This window comes from Pseudomonas fluorescens, from assembly GCF_030344995.1.
In the GTDB taxonomy this organism is placed as follows: Bacteria; Pseudomonadota; Gammaproteobacteria; order Pseudomonadales; family Pseudomonadaceae; genus Aquipseudomonas; species Aquipseudomonas fluorescens_BF.
Map to the genome: position 1 here is coordinate 6050304 of NZ_CP128260.1, position 16617 is coordinate 6066920.

Annotated in this window: 11 protein-coding genes; 9 read left to right on the forward strand and 2 right to left on the reverse strand. The window is 61.3% G+C overall.

The features are described 5' to 3' along the window. Nucleotides 1–300 precede the first annotated feature (300 nt). Nucleotides 301–1677 (reverse strand): L-serine ammonia-lyase, encoded by a 1377-nt coding sequence (locus QR290_RS27260; protein ID WP_289203961.1) that lies wholly within the window; start codon nucleotides 1675–1677, stop codon nucleotides 301–303. Between the two features lie 434 nt (nucleotides 1678–2111). On the opposite strand from QR290_RS27260, the gene QR290_RS27265 reads away from it, so the two are divergent. The 3 genes from QR290_RS27265 (at nucleotide 2112) to choV (ending at nucleotide 5144) form a co-directional block, all read left to right on the forward strand. Further along, complete coding sequence (locus tag QR290_RS27265; RefSeq protein ID WP_007918300.1) at nucleotides 2112–3056, forward strand: choline ABC transporter substrate-binding protein; 945 nt, start codon at nucleotides 2112–2114, stop codon at nucleotides 3054–3056. Between the two features lie 67 nt (nucleotides 3057–3123). Beyond that, nucleotides 3124–3969: a choline ABC transporter permease subunit gene (choW, locus tag QR290_RS27270; RefSeq protein ID WP_007959749.1), complete on the forward strand. Its 846-nt coding sequence runs from the start codon at nucleotides 3124–3126 to the stop codon at nucleotides 3967–3969. After that, a complete protein-coding gene (gene choV, locus QR290_RS27275; RefSeq protein ID WP_115079460.1) occupies nucleotides 3966–5144 on the forward strand; it encodes a choline ABC transporter ATP-binding protein in 1179 nt (392 codons plus the stop codon). The genes choW and choV overlap by 4 nt, the downstream gene beginning before the upstream one ends. A 249-nt stretch (nucleotides 5145–5393) precedes the next feature. Here the strand turns inward: choV and betT are convergent, their stop codons facing one another. Next, the gene (gene betT, locus QR290_RS27280; RefSeq protein WP_289203962.1) at nucleotides 5394–7391 is read right to left on the reverse strand and encodes a choline BCCT transporter BetT; all 1998 of its coding nucleotides are present in this window, start codon (nucleotides 7389–7391) and stop codon (nucleotides 5394–5396) included. 425 nt (nucleotides 7392–7816) lie between these two features. Here betT and betI point away from each other — a divergent pair, with 425 nt between their 5' ends. The 6 genes from betI to mdtD all read left to right on the forward strand — a co-directional run bounded on the left by betI (nucleotide 7817) and on the right by mdtD (nucleotide 16580). Further along, nucleotides 7817–8410 (forward strand): transcriptional regulator BetI, encoded by a 594-nt coding sequence (gene betI / locus QR290_RS27285; RefSeq protein ID WP_007959743.1) that lies wholly within the window; start codon nucleotides 7817–7819, stop codon nucleotides 8408–8410. Between the two features lie 108 nt (nucleotides 8411–8518). Further along, a complete protein-coding gene (betB, locus tag QR290_RS27290; protein ID WP_007959741.1) occupies nucleotides 8519–9991 on the forward strand; it encodes a betaine-aldehyde dehydrogenase in 1473 nt (490 codons plus the stop codon). A 178-nt stretch (nucleotides 9992–10169) separates the two neighbouring features. Continuing rightward, nucleotides 10170–11873 carry a choline dehydrogenase gene (betA, locus tag QR290_RS27295; protein WP_115079462.1) on the forward strand — a complete coding sequence of 568 codons (1704 nt, stop codon included), beginning with the start codon at nucleotides 10170–10172 and terminating at the stop codon, nucleotides 11871–11873. A gap of 301 nt (nucleotides 11874–12174) precedes the next feature. Then, the gene (locus QR290_RS27300) at nucleotides 12175–13617 is read left to right on the forward strand and encodes a TldD/PmbA family protein (protein ID WP_115079463.1); all 1443 of its coding nucleotides are present in this window, start codon (nucleotides 12175–12177) and stop codon (nucleotides 13615–13617) included. Then, nucleotides 13617–14954: a TldD/PmbA family protein gene (locus QR290_RS27305; protein WP_289203963.1), complete on the forward strand. Its 1338-nt coding sequence runs from the start codon at nucleotides 13617–13619 to the stop codon at nucleotides 14952–14954. Before QR290_RS27300 ends, QR290_RS27305 begins: the two co-directional genes overlap by 1 nt. A gap of 186 nt (nucleotides 14955–15140) precedes the next feature. Beyond that, entirely contained in the window at nucleotides 15141–16580 is a 1440-nt protein-coding gene (gene mdtD, locus QR290_RS27310) for a multidrug transporter subunit MdtD (RefSeq protein WP_115079464.1), read from the forward strand. Nucleotides 16581–16617: the final 37 nt, after the last annotated feature.

Consider the following 16617-nt stretch of genomic DNA (forward strand, 5'->3'; position numbering starts at 1 on the left):
CGAGGCGTCTATACAAGCGCTCCGACGAAAGGTAATTCGAAGTGCCATCAGCGGCCGCGAATGCCCTGCTCCGAAGCGTGTGAGCAAATCGGTAGCACTTGTGGGAACTGGCCTGCGCGCGATTGTCCTACAGTGTCACCGCAGGCACGGGTGACGGACGGTAGCGCCTGTGAATCAGGCGCTGGAGGTGGGAAAGACTCTTATCTGATAGCGACGCGCCAAAAGGTGGCGCGTTTTATTGCCGATGCTCACTTGGTGCGCAGTTTTGACTGGTCTGGCCCCTTCGTCGGATTTACTGACTCAACATTCAACCGCACTGACCGCCAACCCGCCCCGTGAAGTCTCTTTATATTTGTCATGCATGTCGGCGCCGGTATCGCGCATGGTGCGGATCACCCGGTCCAGCGAGATGAAGTGCTGACCATCCCCACGCAAGGCCATCTGCGCCGCGTTGATCGCCTTCACCGCCGCAATCGCATTGCGCTCGATGCACGGCACTTGCACCAGACCACCCACCGGATCGCAGGTCAGGCCGAGGTTGTGTTCCAGACCGATTTCCGCCGCGTTGCACAACTGCTCAGGACTCGCGCCGAGGATTTCCGCCAGCCCTGCCGCCGCCATCGCACAAGCCGAACCGACTTCACCCTGACAGCCGACTTCAGCGCCGGAGATCGAAGCGTTCTTCTTGCACAGAATCCCCACCGCCGCCGCCCCGAGGAAATAATCGACCACGTTGGCGTCAGTCACCGCCTCGCTGAATTTCATGAAGTAATGCAGCACCGCCGGAATGATCCCCGCCGCGCCGTTGGTGGGCGCCGTGACCATGCGCCCACCAGCGGCGTTTTCCTCGTTTACCGCGAGGGCGAACAGGTTGACCCACTCCATGGCGCTGAGGGTCGAGCCGATCACGTTGGGCTTGTTCAGTTCCTGAAGGCTGCGATGCAACTTCGCCGCGCGGCGGCGCACGTTGAGGCCGCCGGGCAGGATGCCTTCGTGCTTGAGGCCCTGCTCGACGCAATCCTGCATCGCCCGCCAGAGTTTCATCAGGCCGGCGCGGATTTCTTCTTCGCTGCGCCAGACCTTCTCGTTGGCCATCATCAGTTCGGCCACGCGCAGGTTGTTCTGCTTGCAGAGCTCCAGCAGTTCGACAGCGCTGGAGAAGTCATACGGCAATTCAGTGCGATCCAGATCGACCACGCCGCTGGAAGCCTGCGCCTCGTCCACCACAAACCCGCCGCCGACCGAATAGTAGGTGTCGCGATGCAGCTCGCCGTGATCGCCTTCGGCAACCAGGGTCATGGCGTTGGGATGGAACGGCAGGTTCTCGTCGATCAGGCGCATGTCGCGGCCCCATATAAAGGGCACCGACAAACGACCGTCGAGCAACAGCGTGTGGGTTTCGCGCAGGGCCTGGATCCGCGGGCCGATCTGCGACGGGTCGATCGCGTCCGGCCACTCGCCCATCAGGCCCATGATCACTGCGTTGTCGCTGCCGTGACCGACACCGGTGGCCGACAGTGAACCGAACAACTGCACCTCGATGCGACGCACCTGCTCCAGTAGATGCTTGTCGCGCAACGACTCGACGAAAAGGGCGGCGGCGCGCATGGGCCCGACGGTGTGGGAACTGGAAGGGCCAATGCCGATTTTGAACAGGTCGAAAACGCTGATAGCCATTGCTGCAGAGCTCCTGAGAGTGCCGGTCCGGGGCGTGAAGCGCCCGCTGGCGGAGCTGCTACGCTCAAGCTGCGATCCGCCGGAATGCCCGCATCATCGGGCTTTTCCCGGGTCGCTCGGCGTCTGACACCGACGCACTCATGCCCACTAACGCCGTGCCGGTTTCAGCCCGTGTTTTCGCCGTTTTTATGCGGTTCAGATGGCCAGACAGGGCAGAAAAAAGCTGTAAACGACGTCACTGACACTGGATGCGACCATCCCTGTACTGGATACGACGCACCCTGTAGGCGTCAGATTTTCACTGGTACATGATCGTATCGACTCGATTGCAAGGCGCTGCGGTAGAGCTGTCTCCAGAACGCCATCCAACCGCAACCCATAAGTGCGGTGGTCCAATCGGAACACTGCCAAAAAAAACACCAAGGAGTCCATTCATGAAAGGTTCCCCGTCGTTGTTGTTGGCCGCCATGCTGAGTCTGCCGTTACTGGCTCAAGCCGCAGAACCGGCGCAGTGCAGTACCGTGAACTTCTCCGATGTCGGCTGGACCGACATCACCGCAACAACCGCCACCACCTCCGTCGTGCTCAACGCCCTCGGCTACAAGACCAAGACCACCATGATCTCCGTACCCGTGACCTACAAGTCGCTGGCCGACGGCAAGAACATGGACGTGTTCCTCGGCAACTGGATGCCGACCATGGAAAACGACATCAAGGCCTACCGCGACGCCGGCACCGTGGAAACCGTGCGCACCAACCTCAAGGGCGCCAAGTACACCCTCGCCGTTCCGCAAGCCTTGTATGACAAGGGTCTGCATGACTTCGCCGACATCGCCAAATTCAAGAAAGAACTCGACGGCAAGATCTACGGGATCGAGCCGGGCAACGACGGCAACCGCCTGATCCAGAGCATGATCGACAAGGATGCCTTCGGCCTCAAGACCGCCGGCTTCAAGGTCGTCGAGTCCAGCGAAGCAGGCATGCTGTCGCAGGTCGACCGCGCGCAGAAACGCGACACCGCCGTGGTGTTCCTCGGCTGGGCGCCGCACCCGATGAACAAGCGCTTCAAGATTCAGTACCTGACCGGTGGTGACGATTTCTTCGGCCCGGATTTCGGCGCCGCCACCGTGGCGACCAACACCCGCAAGGGTTACGCCGAGGAATGCAGCAACGTTGGCCAACTGCTGAAAAACCTGGAGTTCACCGTCGACATGGAAAGCGAACTGATGGGCAACATCCTGGACGACAAGATGAAGCCTGACGCGGCCGCCAAGGCCTGGCTGAAAAAGAATCCACAGGTGCTCGATACCTGGCTCGCTGGCGTGACCACCATTGACGGTAAACCAGGCCTGGAGGCCGTGAAAGCCAAACTCCAGTAATCGCTTATGCCGGGCGGGCTAGTCCCGTCCGGGCTGTTTATTTCCTTGCATGCGGACGTTCACTACCATGCTGATTGATCAGAAAATCCCTTTAGGCCAGTACATCGCGGGCTTCGTTGAATGGTTGACGCAACACGGCGCCAACACCTTCGACGCAATCGCCGTGACCCTGGAAACGATGATCCACGGCGTGACGTTTGCGCTGACCTGGTTCAACCCGCTGGTGCTGATCGGCCTCATCGCCCTGCTGGCCCACTTCATTCAACGCAAATGGGGCCTGACCGCTTTCGTGGTCGCGTCCTTCCTGCTGATCCTCAACCTGGGGTACTGGCAGGAAACCATGGAAACCCTCGCCCAGGTCATGTTCGCGACCCTGGTCTGCGTGGTCATCGGCGTGCCGCTGGGCATCGTCGCCGCGCACAAACCGATGTTCTACACTTTGATGAGGCCGGTACTCGATCTGATGCAGACCGTACCGACCTTCGTTTACCTCATTCCTACCCTGACCCTCTTCGGGCTGGGTGTGGTGCCGGGCCTGATCTCGACGGTGGTGTTCGCCATCGCCGCGCCGATCCGCCTGACCTACCTGGGCATCCGCGATGTCCCGCAAGAACTGATGGACGCCGGCAAGGCCTTCGGCTGCTCGCGTCGCCAACTGCTTTCACGGATCGAACTGCCTCACGCCATGCCGAGCATCGCGGCCGGCATCACCCAGTGCATCATGCTGTCGCTGTCGATGGTGGTGATCGCGGCACTGGTGGGCGCCGACGGACTCGGCAAACCGGTGGTCAACGCACTGAACACTGCTGATATCGCCCTGGGCTTCGAAGCGGGCCTGGCGATCGTACTGCTGGCGATCATGCTCGACCGTATCTGCAAACAACCCGACGCCAAAGTAGGGGGTGACGCATGAGCATAATTCGCTTCGATAACGTTGACGTGATCTTCACCAGGGATCCTCGCGAAGCCCTGAAACTTCTCGATCAAGGCCTGACCCGCAGCGAGATCCTGAAAAAGACCGGGCAGATCGTTGGCGTTGAAAAGGCCAGCCTGGACATCAACAAAGGCGAGATCTGTGTGCTGATGGGCCTGTCCGGTTCCGGCAAGTCGAGCCTGCTGCGCTGCATCAACGGCCTCAACACCGTGAGCCGCGGCAAGCTGTTCGTCGAACACGAAGGCAAGCAGATCGACATCGCCTCCTGCTCCCCGGCCGAGCTGAAAATGATGCGTACCAAACGCATCGCCATGGTGTTCCAGAAGTTCGCCCTGATGCCCTGGCTGACGGTGCGCGAGAACATCAGTTTCGGTCTGGAAATGCAGGGTCGTCCGGAGAAGGAACGGCGCAAGCTGGTCGATGAAAAACTCGAACTGGTGGGCCTGACCCAATGGCGCAACAAGAAGCCCGACGAGCTGTCCGGCGGCATGCAGCAGCGTGTCGGCCTGGCCCGCGCACTGGCGATGGACGCCGACATTCTGCTGATGGACGAACCGTTCTCGGCCCTCGACCCGCTGATCCGCCAGGGCCTGCAGGATGAACTGCTGGAACTGCAACGCAAGCTGAGCAAGACCATCGTGTTCGTGAGCCACGACCTCGACGAGGCGCTGAAACTCGGCAGCCGCATCGCGATCATGAAAGACGGCCGGATCATCCAGTACAGCGTGCCGGAAGAAATCGTGCTTAACCCGGCAGACGACTATGTTCGGACCTTCGTCGCCCACACCAACCCGCTGAACGTGCTGTGCGGTCGCAGCCTGATGCGCACCCTGGACAACTGCAAACGCATCAACGGTTCGGTGTGCCTGGATCCGGGTGGCGATTCGTGGCTGGACCTTGCCGAAGGCAACACCATCAAAGGTGCACGGCAGAACGGTTCGGTGCTGAACCTGCAGAACTGGGCACCGGGGCAAGCCGTGGAAGGACTGGAGCGTAAGCCGACGCTGGTGGACTCGAACATCGGCATGCGCGACGCCTTGCAGATCCGTTACCAGACCGGCAACAAACTCGTGCTGCACGACAACAATCATGTGGTGGGGATTCTTGGGGACAGCGAGCTGTATCACGCGCTGCTCGGGAAGAACCTGGGGTAAGGCGAGATGAAAAAAAGGGATCGCGGTGAGCGATCCCTTTTTTATTGGGTCAGGGAAAAGCTCCCTCACCCTAGCCCTCTCCCAAAGGGAGAGGGAACCTACCGAGTTGTCTTTCGCTATACATCGACCTGAAAGATCGAGTCGATTATGGATTCAACAACGTTCTTTCAGGTCGGCGGATTTCTGCAGCATCCCCCAATCAGTCCCCTCTCCCCCCGGGAGAGGGTTAGGGTGAGGGGGCTTTTGATCTTAGCTATAGACCCGGCCAAGGAGCTGCCGATGGCTTTCAAACTGATCGAGCACATCGCGTGTGATCTGATCCTGTGTGAAGCCCATCAGGTCGTAGTCCTGGCTGCCGTTGTGCAGGTACACCTCGGCGCGGTAGAAACGCTGGCGCGCTTCATCGGACTGGACCGACTCGCTCGGGGTCGCCAGGTAGCCGTCCAGGCTCACTTCGTAGACAAAAGGGTTGCCCTCTTCCATCTCGACCCGCACGCCCATGCAGCGCTTGGATTTGCCCAGCAGCGTCTGCACTTCCAGACCCTGTGCACGCATTTGCGCAGCGGCATCTTCCAGCGCCGGGCTGACGTGTTTGTCCATGAAACGCTGCACCACCGACTGGCTCGGTTGCAGATCCAGCTGGGTCAGGCGCTCGCTGAAACCACGACGACCGCGTTCAGCCAGTTGCGCCTGCTCCTGTTCGATCTGCATGTCCTCACGCATCGCCTTGTGCAGCCCGAACATGAAGCACACCAGCACCACCGAGAACGGCAGACCGGCCAGCACCACCATGGTCTGCATGGCTTCGAAGTTACCGGCGAACAGCAAGCCGATGGTCACCAGCGTGATCACGACCGACCAGAAGATCCGCAGCCAGTGCGGGGCGTCTTCGTCGACGTTGCCGCCCTTGCAGGACAGGTTCGCCATCATCACCGCGCCGGAGTCGGCCGGGGTCAGGAACAGCACGAAACCGACGAAGATCGAAACACCGATCACGACTTTCGACGCCGGGTAGTGTTCAAGCAACTGATAGATCGCCATCGACGGCTGTTCCAGCGCCGTCTTGCCGAGTTCCACCGCACCCTGGTTCATCACCAGCTCCAGCGCCGAGTTACCGAAGATCGACAGCCACGCCAAGGTGAAGCCCAGCGGAATCAACAGCACGCCGGCCACCAGTTCACGCACGGTACGACCGCGGGAAATACGCGCGATGAACATGCCCACGAATGGGGCCCAGGAAATCCACCACGCCCAGTAGAACAGAGTCCACAGACCCAACCAGCGGTCGGACTTCTCGCTGTCGCCTTCATAGACGTACAGGTCGAACGTCTTCATGACCACGCCATTGAGGTAGTCGCCGATGTTCTGCACGAAGCCGTTGAGCAGGTGCAGGGTCGGGCCGAACAGCAGGACGAAAATCAGCAGGCCGCTGAACAGGATGATGTTGAGGTTGGACAGACGACGGATGCCGTTTTCCACACCGGACACGGCAGCGATGGTCGCCACGGTGCTCATCACGATGATCACGATCAGCAGGTTGGTGTTGCTGTGTTCCATGCCGAACAGGTTTTCCAGGCCCGAGGACACTTGCAGCGAGCCGATCCCCAGGTTGGTCACCAGACCCAGCAGGGTCACGAACATGCCGAAGCCGTCCACCGCATGACCGGCAGCGCCCTTGACCCAACGCTCGCCCACCAGCGGATACAGCGCCGAACGCAGCGCCAGCGGCTGGTTATGACGGTAAGCGAAATAGGCCACGGCCAGACCGACCAGCGCGTAGATCGCCCAGCCGTGCAGGCCCCAGTGCAGGAAGGTCAGCTGAACAGCCTGACGTGCCGCCAGGTTGGTGGCCGATGCGCCTTCCGGCGGATTGAAGTAGTGATCCAGCGGCTCGGACGCGCCGAAGTACAGCAGCGAAATACCGATACCCGACGAGAACAGCATCCCGGCCCAGGCGCCGTAGCTGAAATCCGGGGTGTCGTCCTTGCTACCCAGTTTGAGTTTGCCGTAGGAGGAAAACGCCAGGCCCACCACGAATACGAGGTAAGCGGCGATCACCACCATGTAGTACCAGCCGAAGCTGCGGGACAACCAGGCCTGAGCCACTCCCAGCATTCTGCCGGCCTCTTGCGGGGCGATGATCAGAATGGCGGTCAACAACAGAATCAGCGCGGTAGAGGTGTAGAACACCCAACCGTTGACCGTCACCTTCTCGGGCGGGGTCTTTATAAGCGAGGCAGAACTCATGGCACAAATGCTCCAGGCAGTGCGAGAGAAGAACACAAGGCAACACGGAACCCGACCAATCGGTTAGTTGGCAGCCGACCGGCGGGTGATATAAAGACACCCCGAAAAAAGCCCGAACCTGCAGAGATGGCACCGCGAATCGCCGTCGTGGCCGAGGCATGGACGTTCATCCGAAACCTGGCCTTGAGCGTCTTGCCCATTCAACACGTCCATCGAACGTCGAACCGCGCCTTGCCCCGCGCAGGTTTCGAGCATTTTCGGATGTCGGTTTATCGCCACTTACACGTAGGAAAAATCTGTAGGCAGCGACGATTTGTCGCAGATCTTATTCTTTGTTGATTGAACGTTCAATCAAAACAAAATAGACTGGCCCTCAATCCGCCAGGCGTTCATCGCCCGTCGGAAGGCCTAAGGAGATGTGCAAGATGCCCAAGGTCGGTATGCAACCCATCCGCCGCCAACAACTGATCGAAGCCACTTTGCAGGCGGTTGATCAGGTCGGAATGGGGGACGCCAGCATTGCGCTGATCGCCCGTTTGGCCGGTGTCTCGAATGGCATCATCAGTCACTATTTTCAGGACAAGAATGGCCTGATCGCCGCCACGATGCGGTATCTGATGACTGCCCTCAGCGAGAGCGTCACCGCGCGCCGTCAGGCGCTGGCAGACAGCAGCCCCCGGGCGCATCTGCAGGTGATCATCGAAGGCAACTTCGACGCCAGCCAGGTCAATGGCCCGGCAATGAAAACCTGGCTGGCCTTCTGGGCCACCAGCATGCACCAGCCGTCTTTGCACAGGTTGCAGCGGATCAACGATCACCGTCTGTATTCCAACCTGTGCTGCGAGTTCCGCCGTGTGTTGCCGCTCGAAGATGCGCGCACCGCCGCCCGCGGACTGGCAGCTCTGATTGACGGCTTGTGGTTGCGCGGCGCGCTGTCGGGAGACGCTTTCGACACTGCGCAGGCGCAACAGATCGCTTACGAATACATGGATTTCCAATTGGCCAAGCAGGTGAGCTAGAGCACAGAGAAAACGCTCAGCCCCTGAACTGTCACCGACCAGCGATGCCACAGCTACATGGCTCACCCGGTGACCAACGCCAACCACTAATGCACTTGCGAGGACACTATGGCCCGTTTCGAACTGCAAAAACTCTACATCGATGGCGCGTACTCCGACGCCGGCAGCGATGCCACCTTCGAAGCCATCAACCCGGCTAACGGTGAAGTCCTCGCACAAGTGCAACGTGCGACCAAGGAAGACGTCGAGCGTGCTGTGGTCAGCGCCGAAAAGGGCCAGAAAATCTGGGCCGCGATGACCGCCATGGAGCGTTCGCGCATCCTGCGTCGCGCCGTCGACATCCTGCGCGAGCGCAACGATGAACTGGCTGCCCTGGAAACCCTGGACACCGGTAAAGCCTTCTCCGAAACCAAGTACGTCGACATCGTCACCGGCGCCGACGTGCTGGAATACTACGCAGGCCTGGTACCCGCCATCGAAGGCGAGCAGATCCCGCTGCGTGACACCGCATTCGTCTACACCCGTCGCGAGCCGCTGGGCGTTGTCGCCGGTATCGGCGCGTGGAACTACCCGATCCAGATCGCCCTGTGGAAATCCGCGCCTGCCCTGGCGGCCGGTAACGCGATGATCTTCAAGCCAAGCGAAGTCACCTCGCTGACCACCCTGAAACTGGCCGAGATCTACACCGAGGCCGGCGTTCCAAACGGCGTGTTCAACGTCCTGACCGGCAGCGGCCGTGAAGTCGGCACCTGGCTGACCGAGCACCCGCGCATCGAGAAGATCTCCTTCACCGGCGGCACCGACACCGGCAAGAAGGTAATGGCCAGCGCTTCGGCTTCGTCGCTCAAAGACGTGACCATGGAACTGGGCGGCAAGTCCCCGCTGATCATCTGCGACGACGCCGACCTGGATCGCGCCGCCGACACCGCCATGATGGCCAACTTCTACAGCTCCGGTCAGGTCTGCACCAACGGCACTCGCGTGTTCGTACCGAGCCACCTGAAAGCCGCTTTCGAAGCCAAGATCGTCGAGCGCGTTGCGCGCATCCGCGTTGGCAACCCGGAAGACGAAAACACCAACTTCGGCCCGCTGGTCAGCTTCCCGCATATGGAAAGCGTGCTGGGCTACATCGCCAAGGGTAAAGAAGAAGGCGCCCGCGTTCTGTGCGGCGGCGAGCGTCTGACCGATGGCGAATTCGCCAAAGGCGCGTTCGTGGCTCCAACCGTATTCACCGACTGCACCGACGACATGACCATCGTCCGTGAAGAAATCTTTGGCCCGGTGATGGCGATCCTGACCTACGAAACCGAAGAAGAAGTGATCCGTCGCGCCAACGACACCGACTTCGGCCTGGCCGCCGGTATCGTCACCCGCGACCTGAACCGCGCCCACCGCGTGATTCATCAACTGGAAGCCGGTATCTGCTGGATCAACGCCTGGGGCGAGTCCGACGCAAAAATGCCGGTTGGCGGTTACAAGCAGTCGGGCGTCGGCCGTGAAAACGGCATCAGCTCGCTGAACAACTTCACTCGCATCAAATCGGTACAGGTCGAGCTGGGCGATTACGTCTCGGTGTTCTAAGACCCGAGTCCTCTATCGCCTGCGAGGCCGCCTTCGCTGGCAAGCCAGCTCCCACAGGTTGGATGTCGTCCACCCAATCTGTGGCAACCCCGATCCCTGTGGGAGCGGGCTTGCCCGCGAATCGAGTGCAAAGCACTCGCCAGGCCTGACCTGACCAACTTCAAAGAGGGTGCATTCAATGTCCCAAGAATTCGATTACATCATCGTCGGTGCCGGCTCTGCCGGTAACACTCTGGCGACCCGTCTGACTGAAGACGAAGGCGTCACCGTCCTGCTGCTCGAAGCCGGTGGCCCGGACTATCGTTTCGACTTCCGCACGCAAATGCCGGCAGCCCTGGCATTCCCGCTGCAAGGCCGTCGCTACAACTGGGCGTACGAAACCGATCCAGAGCCACACATGGACGGTCGTCGCATGGAATGCGGTCGCGGCAAGGGCCTCGGCGGTTCCTCGCTGATCAACGGCATGTGCTACATCCGTGGCAACGCGATGGACTACGACGGCTGGGCCAAACTGCCAGGCCTGGAAGACTGGACCTACCTCGACTGCCTGCCGTACTTCCGTAAAGCGGAAACCCGCGACATCGGCCCGAACGACTACCACGGCGGCGAAGGCCCGGTCAGCGTGACCACGCCGAAAGCGGGCAACAACCCGCTGTTCCACGCCATGGTTGAAGCTGGCGTGCAGGCCGGTTACCCGCGCACCGAAGACCTGAACGGCTACCAGCAGGAAGGCTTCGGCCCGATGGACCGCACCGTGACGCCGAAAGGCCGTCGTGCTTCCACCGCCCGTGGTTACCTGGACGTGGCCAAGAAACGTTCGACCCTGACCATCGTCACTCACGCCCTGACCGACAAGGTTCTGTTCGAAGGCAAGCGTGCCGTTGGCGTGCGCTACCTGGTCGGCGCTGCCGAAGAGCGTGTTGAAGCCCGCGCCCGCAAAGAAGTCATCGTCTGCTCCGGCGCGATCGCTTCGCCGCAACTGCTGCAACGCTCCGGCGTTGGTCCGGCAAAACTGCTGGAAAGCCTCGACATCCCGGTCGTTCACGATCTGCCGGGCGTCGGCGAAAACCTGCAGGATCACCTCGAGCTGTACCTGCAATACGCCTGCACCCAACCGGTCTCGCTGTACCCGTCGCTACTCTGGTACAACCAGCCGGCCATCGGTGCCGAGTGGCTGTTCAACGGCACCGGCATCGGCGCCAGCAACCAGTTCGAAGCCGGCGGTTTCATCCGTACTCGCGAAGAGTTCGAGTGGCCGAACATTCAGTACCACTTCCTGCCGGTGGCGATTAACTACAACGGCAGCAACGGTGTGAAAGAGCACGGCTTCCAGGCGCACATGGGTTCCATGCGTTCGCCGAGCCGCGGTCGCATCCAGGTCAAATCCAAGGATCCGCGCCAGCACCCGAGCATCCTGTTCAACTACATGGCCACCGAGCAGGACTGGCAGGAATTCCGCGACGGCATCCGCCTGACCCGTGAAATCATGCAACAGCCTGCACTGGACGCATTCCGTGGCCGTGAAATCAGCCCGGGCATCGAAGTGCAAACCGATGAGCAGCTGGACAAGTTCATCCGCGAGCACGCCGAAACCGCGTTCCACCCATCCTGCTCGTGCAAGATGGGCACCGACGACATGGCCGTAGTGGATGGCGAAGGCCGCGTGCATGGCATGCAGGGTCTGCGTGTGGTCGATGCCTCGATCATGCCGATCATCACCACCGGCAACCTGAACGCGCCGACGATCATGATGGCCGAGAAAATCGCCGACAAGATCCGTGGCCGTCAGCCGCTGCCGCGCAGCAAGGCGCCGTACTACGTCGCTGGCGATGCGCCGGTGAAAGGCAAGGCACTGCGTGATGTGAGTGCTGTTGCACAGTAAGTCTTAACACCGAGGCGCAGCCCTTCGTCGGAACGCCGCCCGGAGCAAGCCCGCTCCCACATTCGATATCGCATGTTCACAAATTCTGTGTTCACTGGAGATCAAGTGTGGGAGCGGGCTTGCTCGCGAAGGGGCCCTTACATTCAGTACAAACTCCCTCGCCTCACAGTAAATCCCCCTACACCCCCTCTTCACTTGATCCTACCCCCTCGCAGGCCTACTCTAGTCCTCGCCCAATCGTTTCACCCCCTCCCCGCCGAATCCGCTTCGCCGTTTCTCCCATGACAAGGAGGTTCCCCTGATGTTCGATTTCCACCCCCAGCTCAAGCAGCGCTTCGCTGCCTTGCGCACGGGCGCCGAGTTTTTTTCCTTGCGGTATGTCCGCGAGTCCGGCCAGTACCTGTCGGTGCGCAAGAACGTCGCCGAACCGCCGAGCCTGAGCCGCGACGAAGGCGCGATGCTCACCGTCCGCGTCAACGGCGTCGAAGCCTACGCCGCGACCAATGATCTGTCGCAACTAGGCCTGCAAGCCGCCCTCGAGCGCGCCGAGCAGCAGGCCCGGCGGATCAAACCCCACGCCCTGCTCGACCTGAGCCAGCAGCCAGTGTCCAGCGACCGCGCTGACTACTTTTCACCCAATCTCGAACAACCCTTCCCGTCCCTGAGCGAATGCTTCGAGCTGCTCGGCGCGGAATCCGCCTCGGTGCCAAAGGATGAGCGCCTGGTGAATTGGGAAGTGAGCATCGGTATCACCCACGTCGAACAGATCTATCTGAGCAGCGCTGGCGCCGAATTGCGTCAGGCCCAACGCTTCGTCTATCCGGGCCTGGACGTCACCGCCTACGACGGCAACGACAGCCAGACCCGCAGCCTCGGCCGCGAGAACTTCGGCCAGCAGGGCGGCGCCGACGTGATCAGCCGTTGCGGCCTGATCGGCGCCGGTCCGCAAGTCGCCGATCAGGCACTGCAACTGCTGCTCGCGCCGAACACCCCGCAAGGCCCGCGCGACCTGCTGCTGATGCCCGACCAGATGATGCTGCAGATCCACGAATCCATCGGCCACCCGCTTGAGCTCGACCGGATCCTCGGCGACGAGCGTAATTACGCTGGCACCAGCTTCGTCAAAGCCTCGGATTTCGGCAGCCTGCAATATGGCTCGAAACTGCTCAACGTGACGTTCGATCCGGGCATTCCCGAAGAACTGGCGAGTTACGGTCACGATGACGACGGTTCCAAGGCCAGCAAACAATTCCTGATTCGCGAAGGTCTGCTGGTTCGTCCGTTGGGTGGTGCACTGTCGCAGTTCCGCGCGGGTCTGGACGGCGTCGCCAACAGCCGCGCCTGTGGCTGGAACCGCCCACCGATCGACCGTATGGCCAACCTCAACATCGAGCCGGGCGACCAGCCGCTTGAGCAACTGATCGGCGGCATCGAAAACGGCATCCTGATGAGCACCAACCGCTCATGGTCGATCGACGATGCTCGCAACAAATTCCAGTTCGGCTGCGAATGGGGCCAGTTGATCGAAAATGGCGAACTCAAGGGCGTGGTGAAAAACCCGAACTACCGGGGCATTTCCGCGCACTTCTGGAAGAGCCTGCGCGCCGTCGGCAACGCCGGCACCACTCAGGTGCTGGGTACGCCGAACTGCGGCAAGGGCGAACCGAACCAGGTGATCCGCGTCGGCCATGCGTCGCCGGCCTGCGTGTTCAGCAATGTTGATGTGTTTGGGGGAGACGCCTGATGAGTATTTCCAAGAACCCGTCCGAGGCGTTCAAGGTGCTGGTCAACTGGCTGCGCGATGCCGTGCGCGAGCAGGAACAGTTCACCCTGAGTTACGACGCCGAATCCTCGGCCTTCGTCCGTTTCAACCACGCCAAGGTGCGTCAGGCCGGGCAAGTGCAACAAGCCGGTATCGGCCTGAAACTGATCGACGACGGTCGCCATGCCGACCTGCACATCACCCTGTCCGGTGAGCAGGCCACCGACCTGCAACGCCTCGCCGAAGGTTTGCAGCAACTGCGCGAAACCCTGCCGCTGCTGCCGCAGGATCCGTACCTGCTGCTCAACCACAACGGCTGGCAGAGCAAGAACGTGCAGGAACATCCGCTGCCGGACACCGAGCAAGTGGTGGCGGAAATCGCCCAGGCGGCCGAAGGTCTGGATTTGGTCGGTTTCTACGCCGCCGGCCCGATCAGCCGTGGCTTCGCCAGTTCTTCCGGCGCATTCGGCTGGCATCAGGCCAACAGCTTTAACTTCGACTTCAGCCTGTTCCACGAGAACGGCGAAGCGGTAAAGGCCAGCTACGCCGGGCACGACTGGAACAGCGAAGACTTCGCCAAACGGATCCAGCAGGCCCGCGAACAGCTTGAGTTTCTCGGTCGCCCGCTGCGCACCTTGCCGCCCGGCCAATATCGCGCCTATCTGGCGCCCGCAGCCCTGGAAGAAATCATGGGCATGCTGTGCTGGGGCGGTTTCTCGGCGCAGTCGATTGCGAGCAAGAGCAGCCCGTTGCAGAAGCTGTTTGCCGGCGATCAGGCGTTCAGTCCGCTGGTGTCCCTCGACGAGAAAGTCAGCGACTCCCTGAGCCCGGCGTTTTCCGGTGAGGGTTACCCGCGCAGCGATCTGCGGCTGATCATCGAAGGTAAAGCAGGTGATCAGTTGGTGGGTTCGCGCAGTGCTGCCGAATACGGGCTGACGGCCAACGGTGCCGGCGGTGGCGAATCGCCGAGCGCGCTGAACATGGGCGCTGGTGATCTGCCGCAGGCCGAAATCCTCAAGCAGTTGGGCACCGGGTTGTACATCAGCAATCTGTGGTATCTGAACTTCTCCGATCAACCGGCGGCGCGACTGACCGGCATGACCCGGTTTGCCACGTTCTGGGTCGAGAATGGCGAGATTCAGGCGCCGGTCAGCACCATGCGTTTCGACGACAGCGCCTACAGCCTGCTGGGTTCGCAGCTGGAAGCGTTGACCGCCGAACGGGAGTTGCTGCTGTCGGCGAGTACCTACAGCCAGCGCAATACCTCGTCGGCGCTGCTGCCGGGAGCGCTGGTGAGCCGATTGACCTTGACACTGTAAACCCCGGATCGGCGGAACACTGCAGATCTACTGTGGGAGCGGGCTTGCTCCGGGCGGCGATCCGACGAAGAGGCCACTTCATTCAACATTGATGTCGACTGATTTACCGCTTTCGCGAGCAAGCCCGCTCCCACATTGACCGTGCTCGACCATGGATATGCATTAACCCCAACCACAAGAGGTTCCATGCCCAACCGCCCGCCTCTCGACGCCATCACCGCCCGCTGGTTGCCGTGGGTCGTCGCCATCGCTTTCTTCATGCAGTCCCTCGACGGGACCATCCTCAACACCGCCCTGCCGGCCATGGCCAGGGATCTGGCCGAAGACCCGCTGCGCATGCAGGGCGTGATCATCGCCTACATGCTCACCGTGGCCCTGCTGATTCCGGCCTCGGGCTGGATCGCCGACCGCTTCGGCACCAAGAAAATCTTCTTCGGCGCGATCCTGCTGTTCAGCCTCGGCTCGCTGCTCTGCGCCTTGTCGAGCAGCCTGAGCATGCTGATCGGCGCGCGAGTGATCCAGGGCCTCGGCGGTGCGCTGATGCTGCCGGTCGGGCGTTTGGTGGTGCTGCGCGCCTACCCGCGTTCGGAACTGGTGCGGATCATGGGCTTCATCACCATTCCCGGCCTGCTCGGCCCGCTGATCGGCCCGACCATGGGCGGCTGGATGGTCGAATACCTGACGTGGCACTGGATCTTCCTGATCAACCTGCCGGTCGGCGTCATCGGTTGCTACGCGGTGTGGAAATTCATCCCCGACCTGCGCGGCACCGAGCGCACGCGTTTCGATAGCCTCGGCTTCCTGCTGTTCGGCGCGGCGATGATTCTGATCACCATCGCTATGGAAGGCCTTGGCGAATTGCATCTACCGCACCTGCGGGTGATGTTGCTGCTGTTCGGCGGCATGGCGTGTCTGGCGGCGTACTGGTTGCGCGCCGGGCGTGTCGAGAATCCGCTGTTCGCGCCTTCGCTGTTCAAGACCCGCACGTTTGCGGTGGGGATCATCGGTAACCTGTTCGCCCGTCTTGGCAGCGGCGCGTTGCCGTTTCTGGTGCCGTTGCTGCTGCAGGTGGCGCTGGGTTATTCACCGTCGCAGGCCGGGATGAGCATGCTGCCGCTGGCCGCTGCAGCGATGTTTGCCAAATGGATGGCGCGGCCGCTGATCGAACGTCTCGGCTATCGCATCGTACTCACCGGCAACACGCTGGCACTGGGGATCATGCTGGCGAGCATGGGCCTGGTCAGCGAGCAGACACCGTATTGGCTGTTGTTGTGCCTGCTGGCGATTCTCGGCGCGATCAACTCGCTGCAGTTCACCGCGATGAACACCGTGACCCTGATCGATCTCGACGACGCCAGCGCCAGCAGTGGCAACAGTCTGCTGTCGGTGGTTGCGCAGTTGTCGCTGAGTCTCGGGGTGGCCTGCGCCGGTGCCCTGCTCGGCGGCTTCACGGCGGAAATCGGTAATGATGGCGTTGAAACCGTGCTGGGTGCGTTCCAGCTGACGTTCGTGACCGTGGGTGTCATGGCGATGCTGGCGGCGACAATCTTCTCGCAACTCTCGAAAGAGGACGGACGGCGCGTCAAACGTCCCGATGAACATCCGGACGAACACATCGAACATTAACCACTGTTCGTCCAGAACTTTCGAGGAAAGTGGCACG

Coding starts and splice junctions, on each gene's coding strand:
- QR290_RS27260 (WP_289203961.1), bottom strand. CDS start 1,677: ATGGCTATCAGCGTTTTCGACCTGTTCAAAATCGGCATTGGCCCTTCC.
- QR290_RS27265 (WP_007918300.1), top strand. CDS start 2,112: ATGAAAGGTTCCCCGTCGTTGTTGTTGGCCGCCATGCTGAGTCTGCCG.
- choW (WP_007959749.1), top strand. CDS start 3,124: ATGCTGATTGATCAGAAAATCCCTTTAGGCCAGTACATCGCGGGCTTC.
- choV (WP_115079460.1), top strand. CDS start 3,966: ATGAGCATAATTCGCTTCGATAACGTTGACGTGATCTTCACCAGGGAT.
- betT (WP_289203962.1), bottom strand. CDS start 7,391: ATGAGTTCTGCCTCGCTTATAAAGACCCCGCCCGAGAAGGTGACGGTC.
- betI (WP_007959743.1), top strand. CDS start 7,817: ATGCCCAAGGTCGGTATGCAACCCATCCGCCGCCAACAACTGATCGAA.
- betB (WP_007959741.1), top strand. CDS start 8,519: ATGGCCCGTTTCGAACTGCAAAAACTCTACATCGATGGCGCGTACTCC.
- betA (WP_115079462.1), top strand. CDS start 10,170: ATGTCCCAAGAATTCGATTACATCATCGTCGGTGCCGGCTCTGCCGGT.
- QR290_RS27300 (WP_115079463.1), top strand. CDS start 12,175: ATGTTCGATTTCCACCCCCAGCTCAAGCAGCGCTTCGCTGCCTTGCGC.
- QR290_RS27305 (WP_289203963.1), top strand. CDS start 13,617: ATGAGTATTTCCAAGAACCCGTCCGAGGCGTTCAAGGTGCTGGTCAAC.
- mdtD (WP_115079464.1), top strand. CDS start 15,141: ATGCCCAACCGCCCGCCTCTCGACGCCATCACCGCCCGCTGGTTGCCG.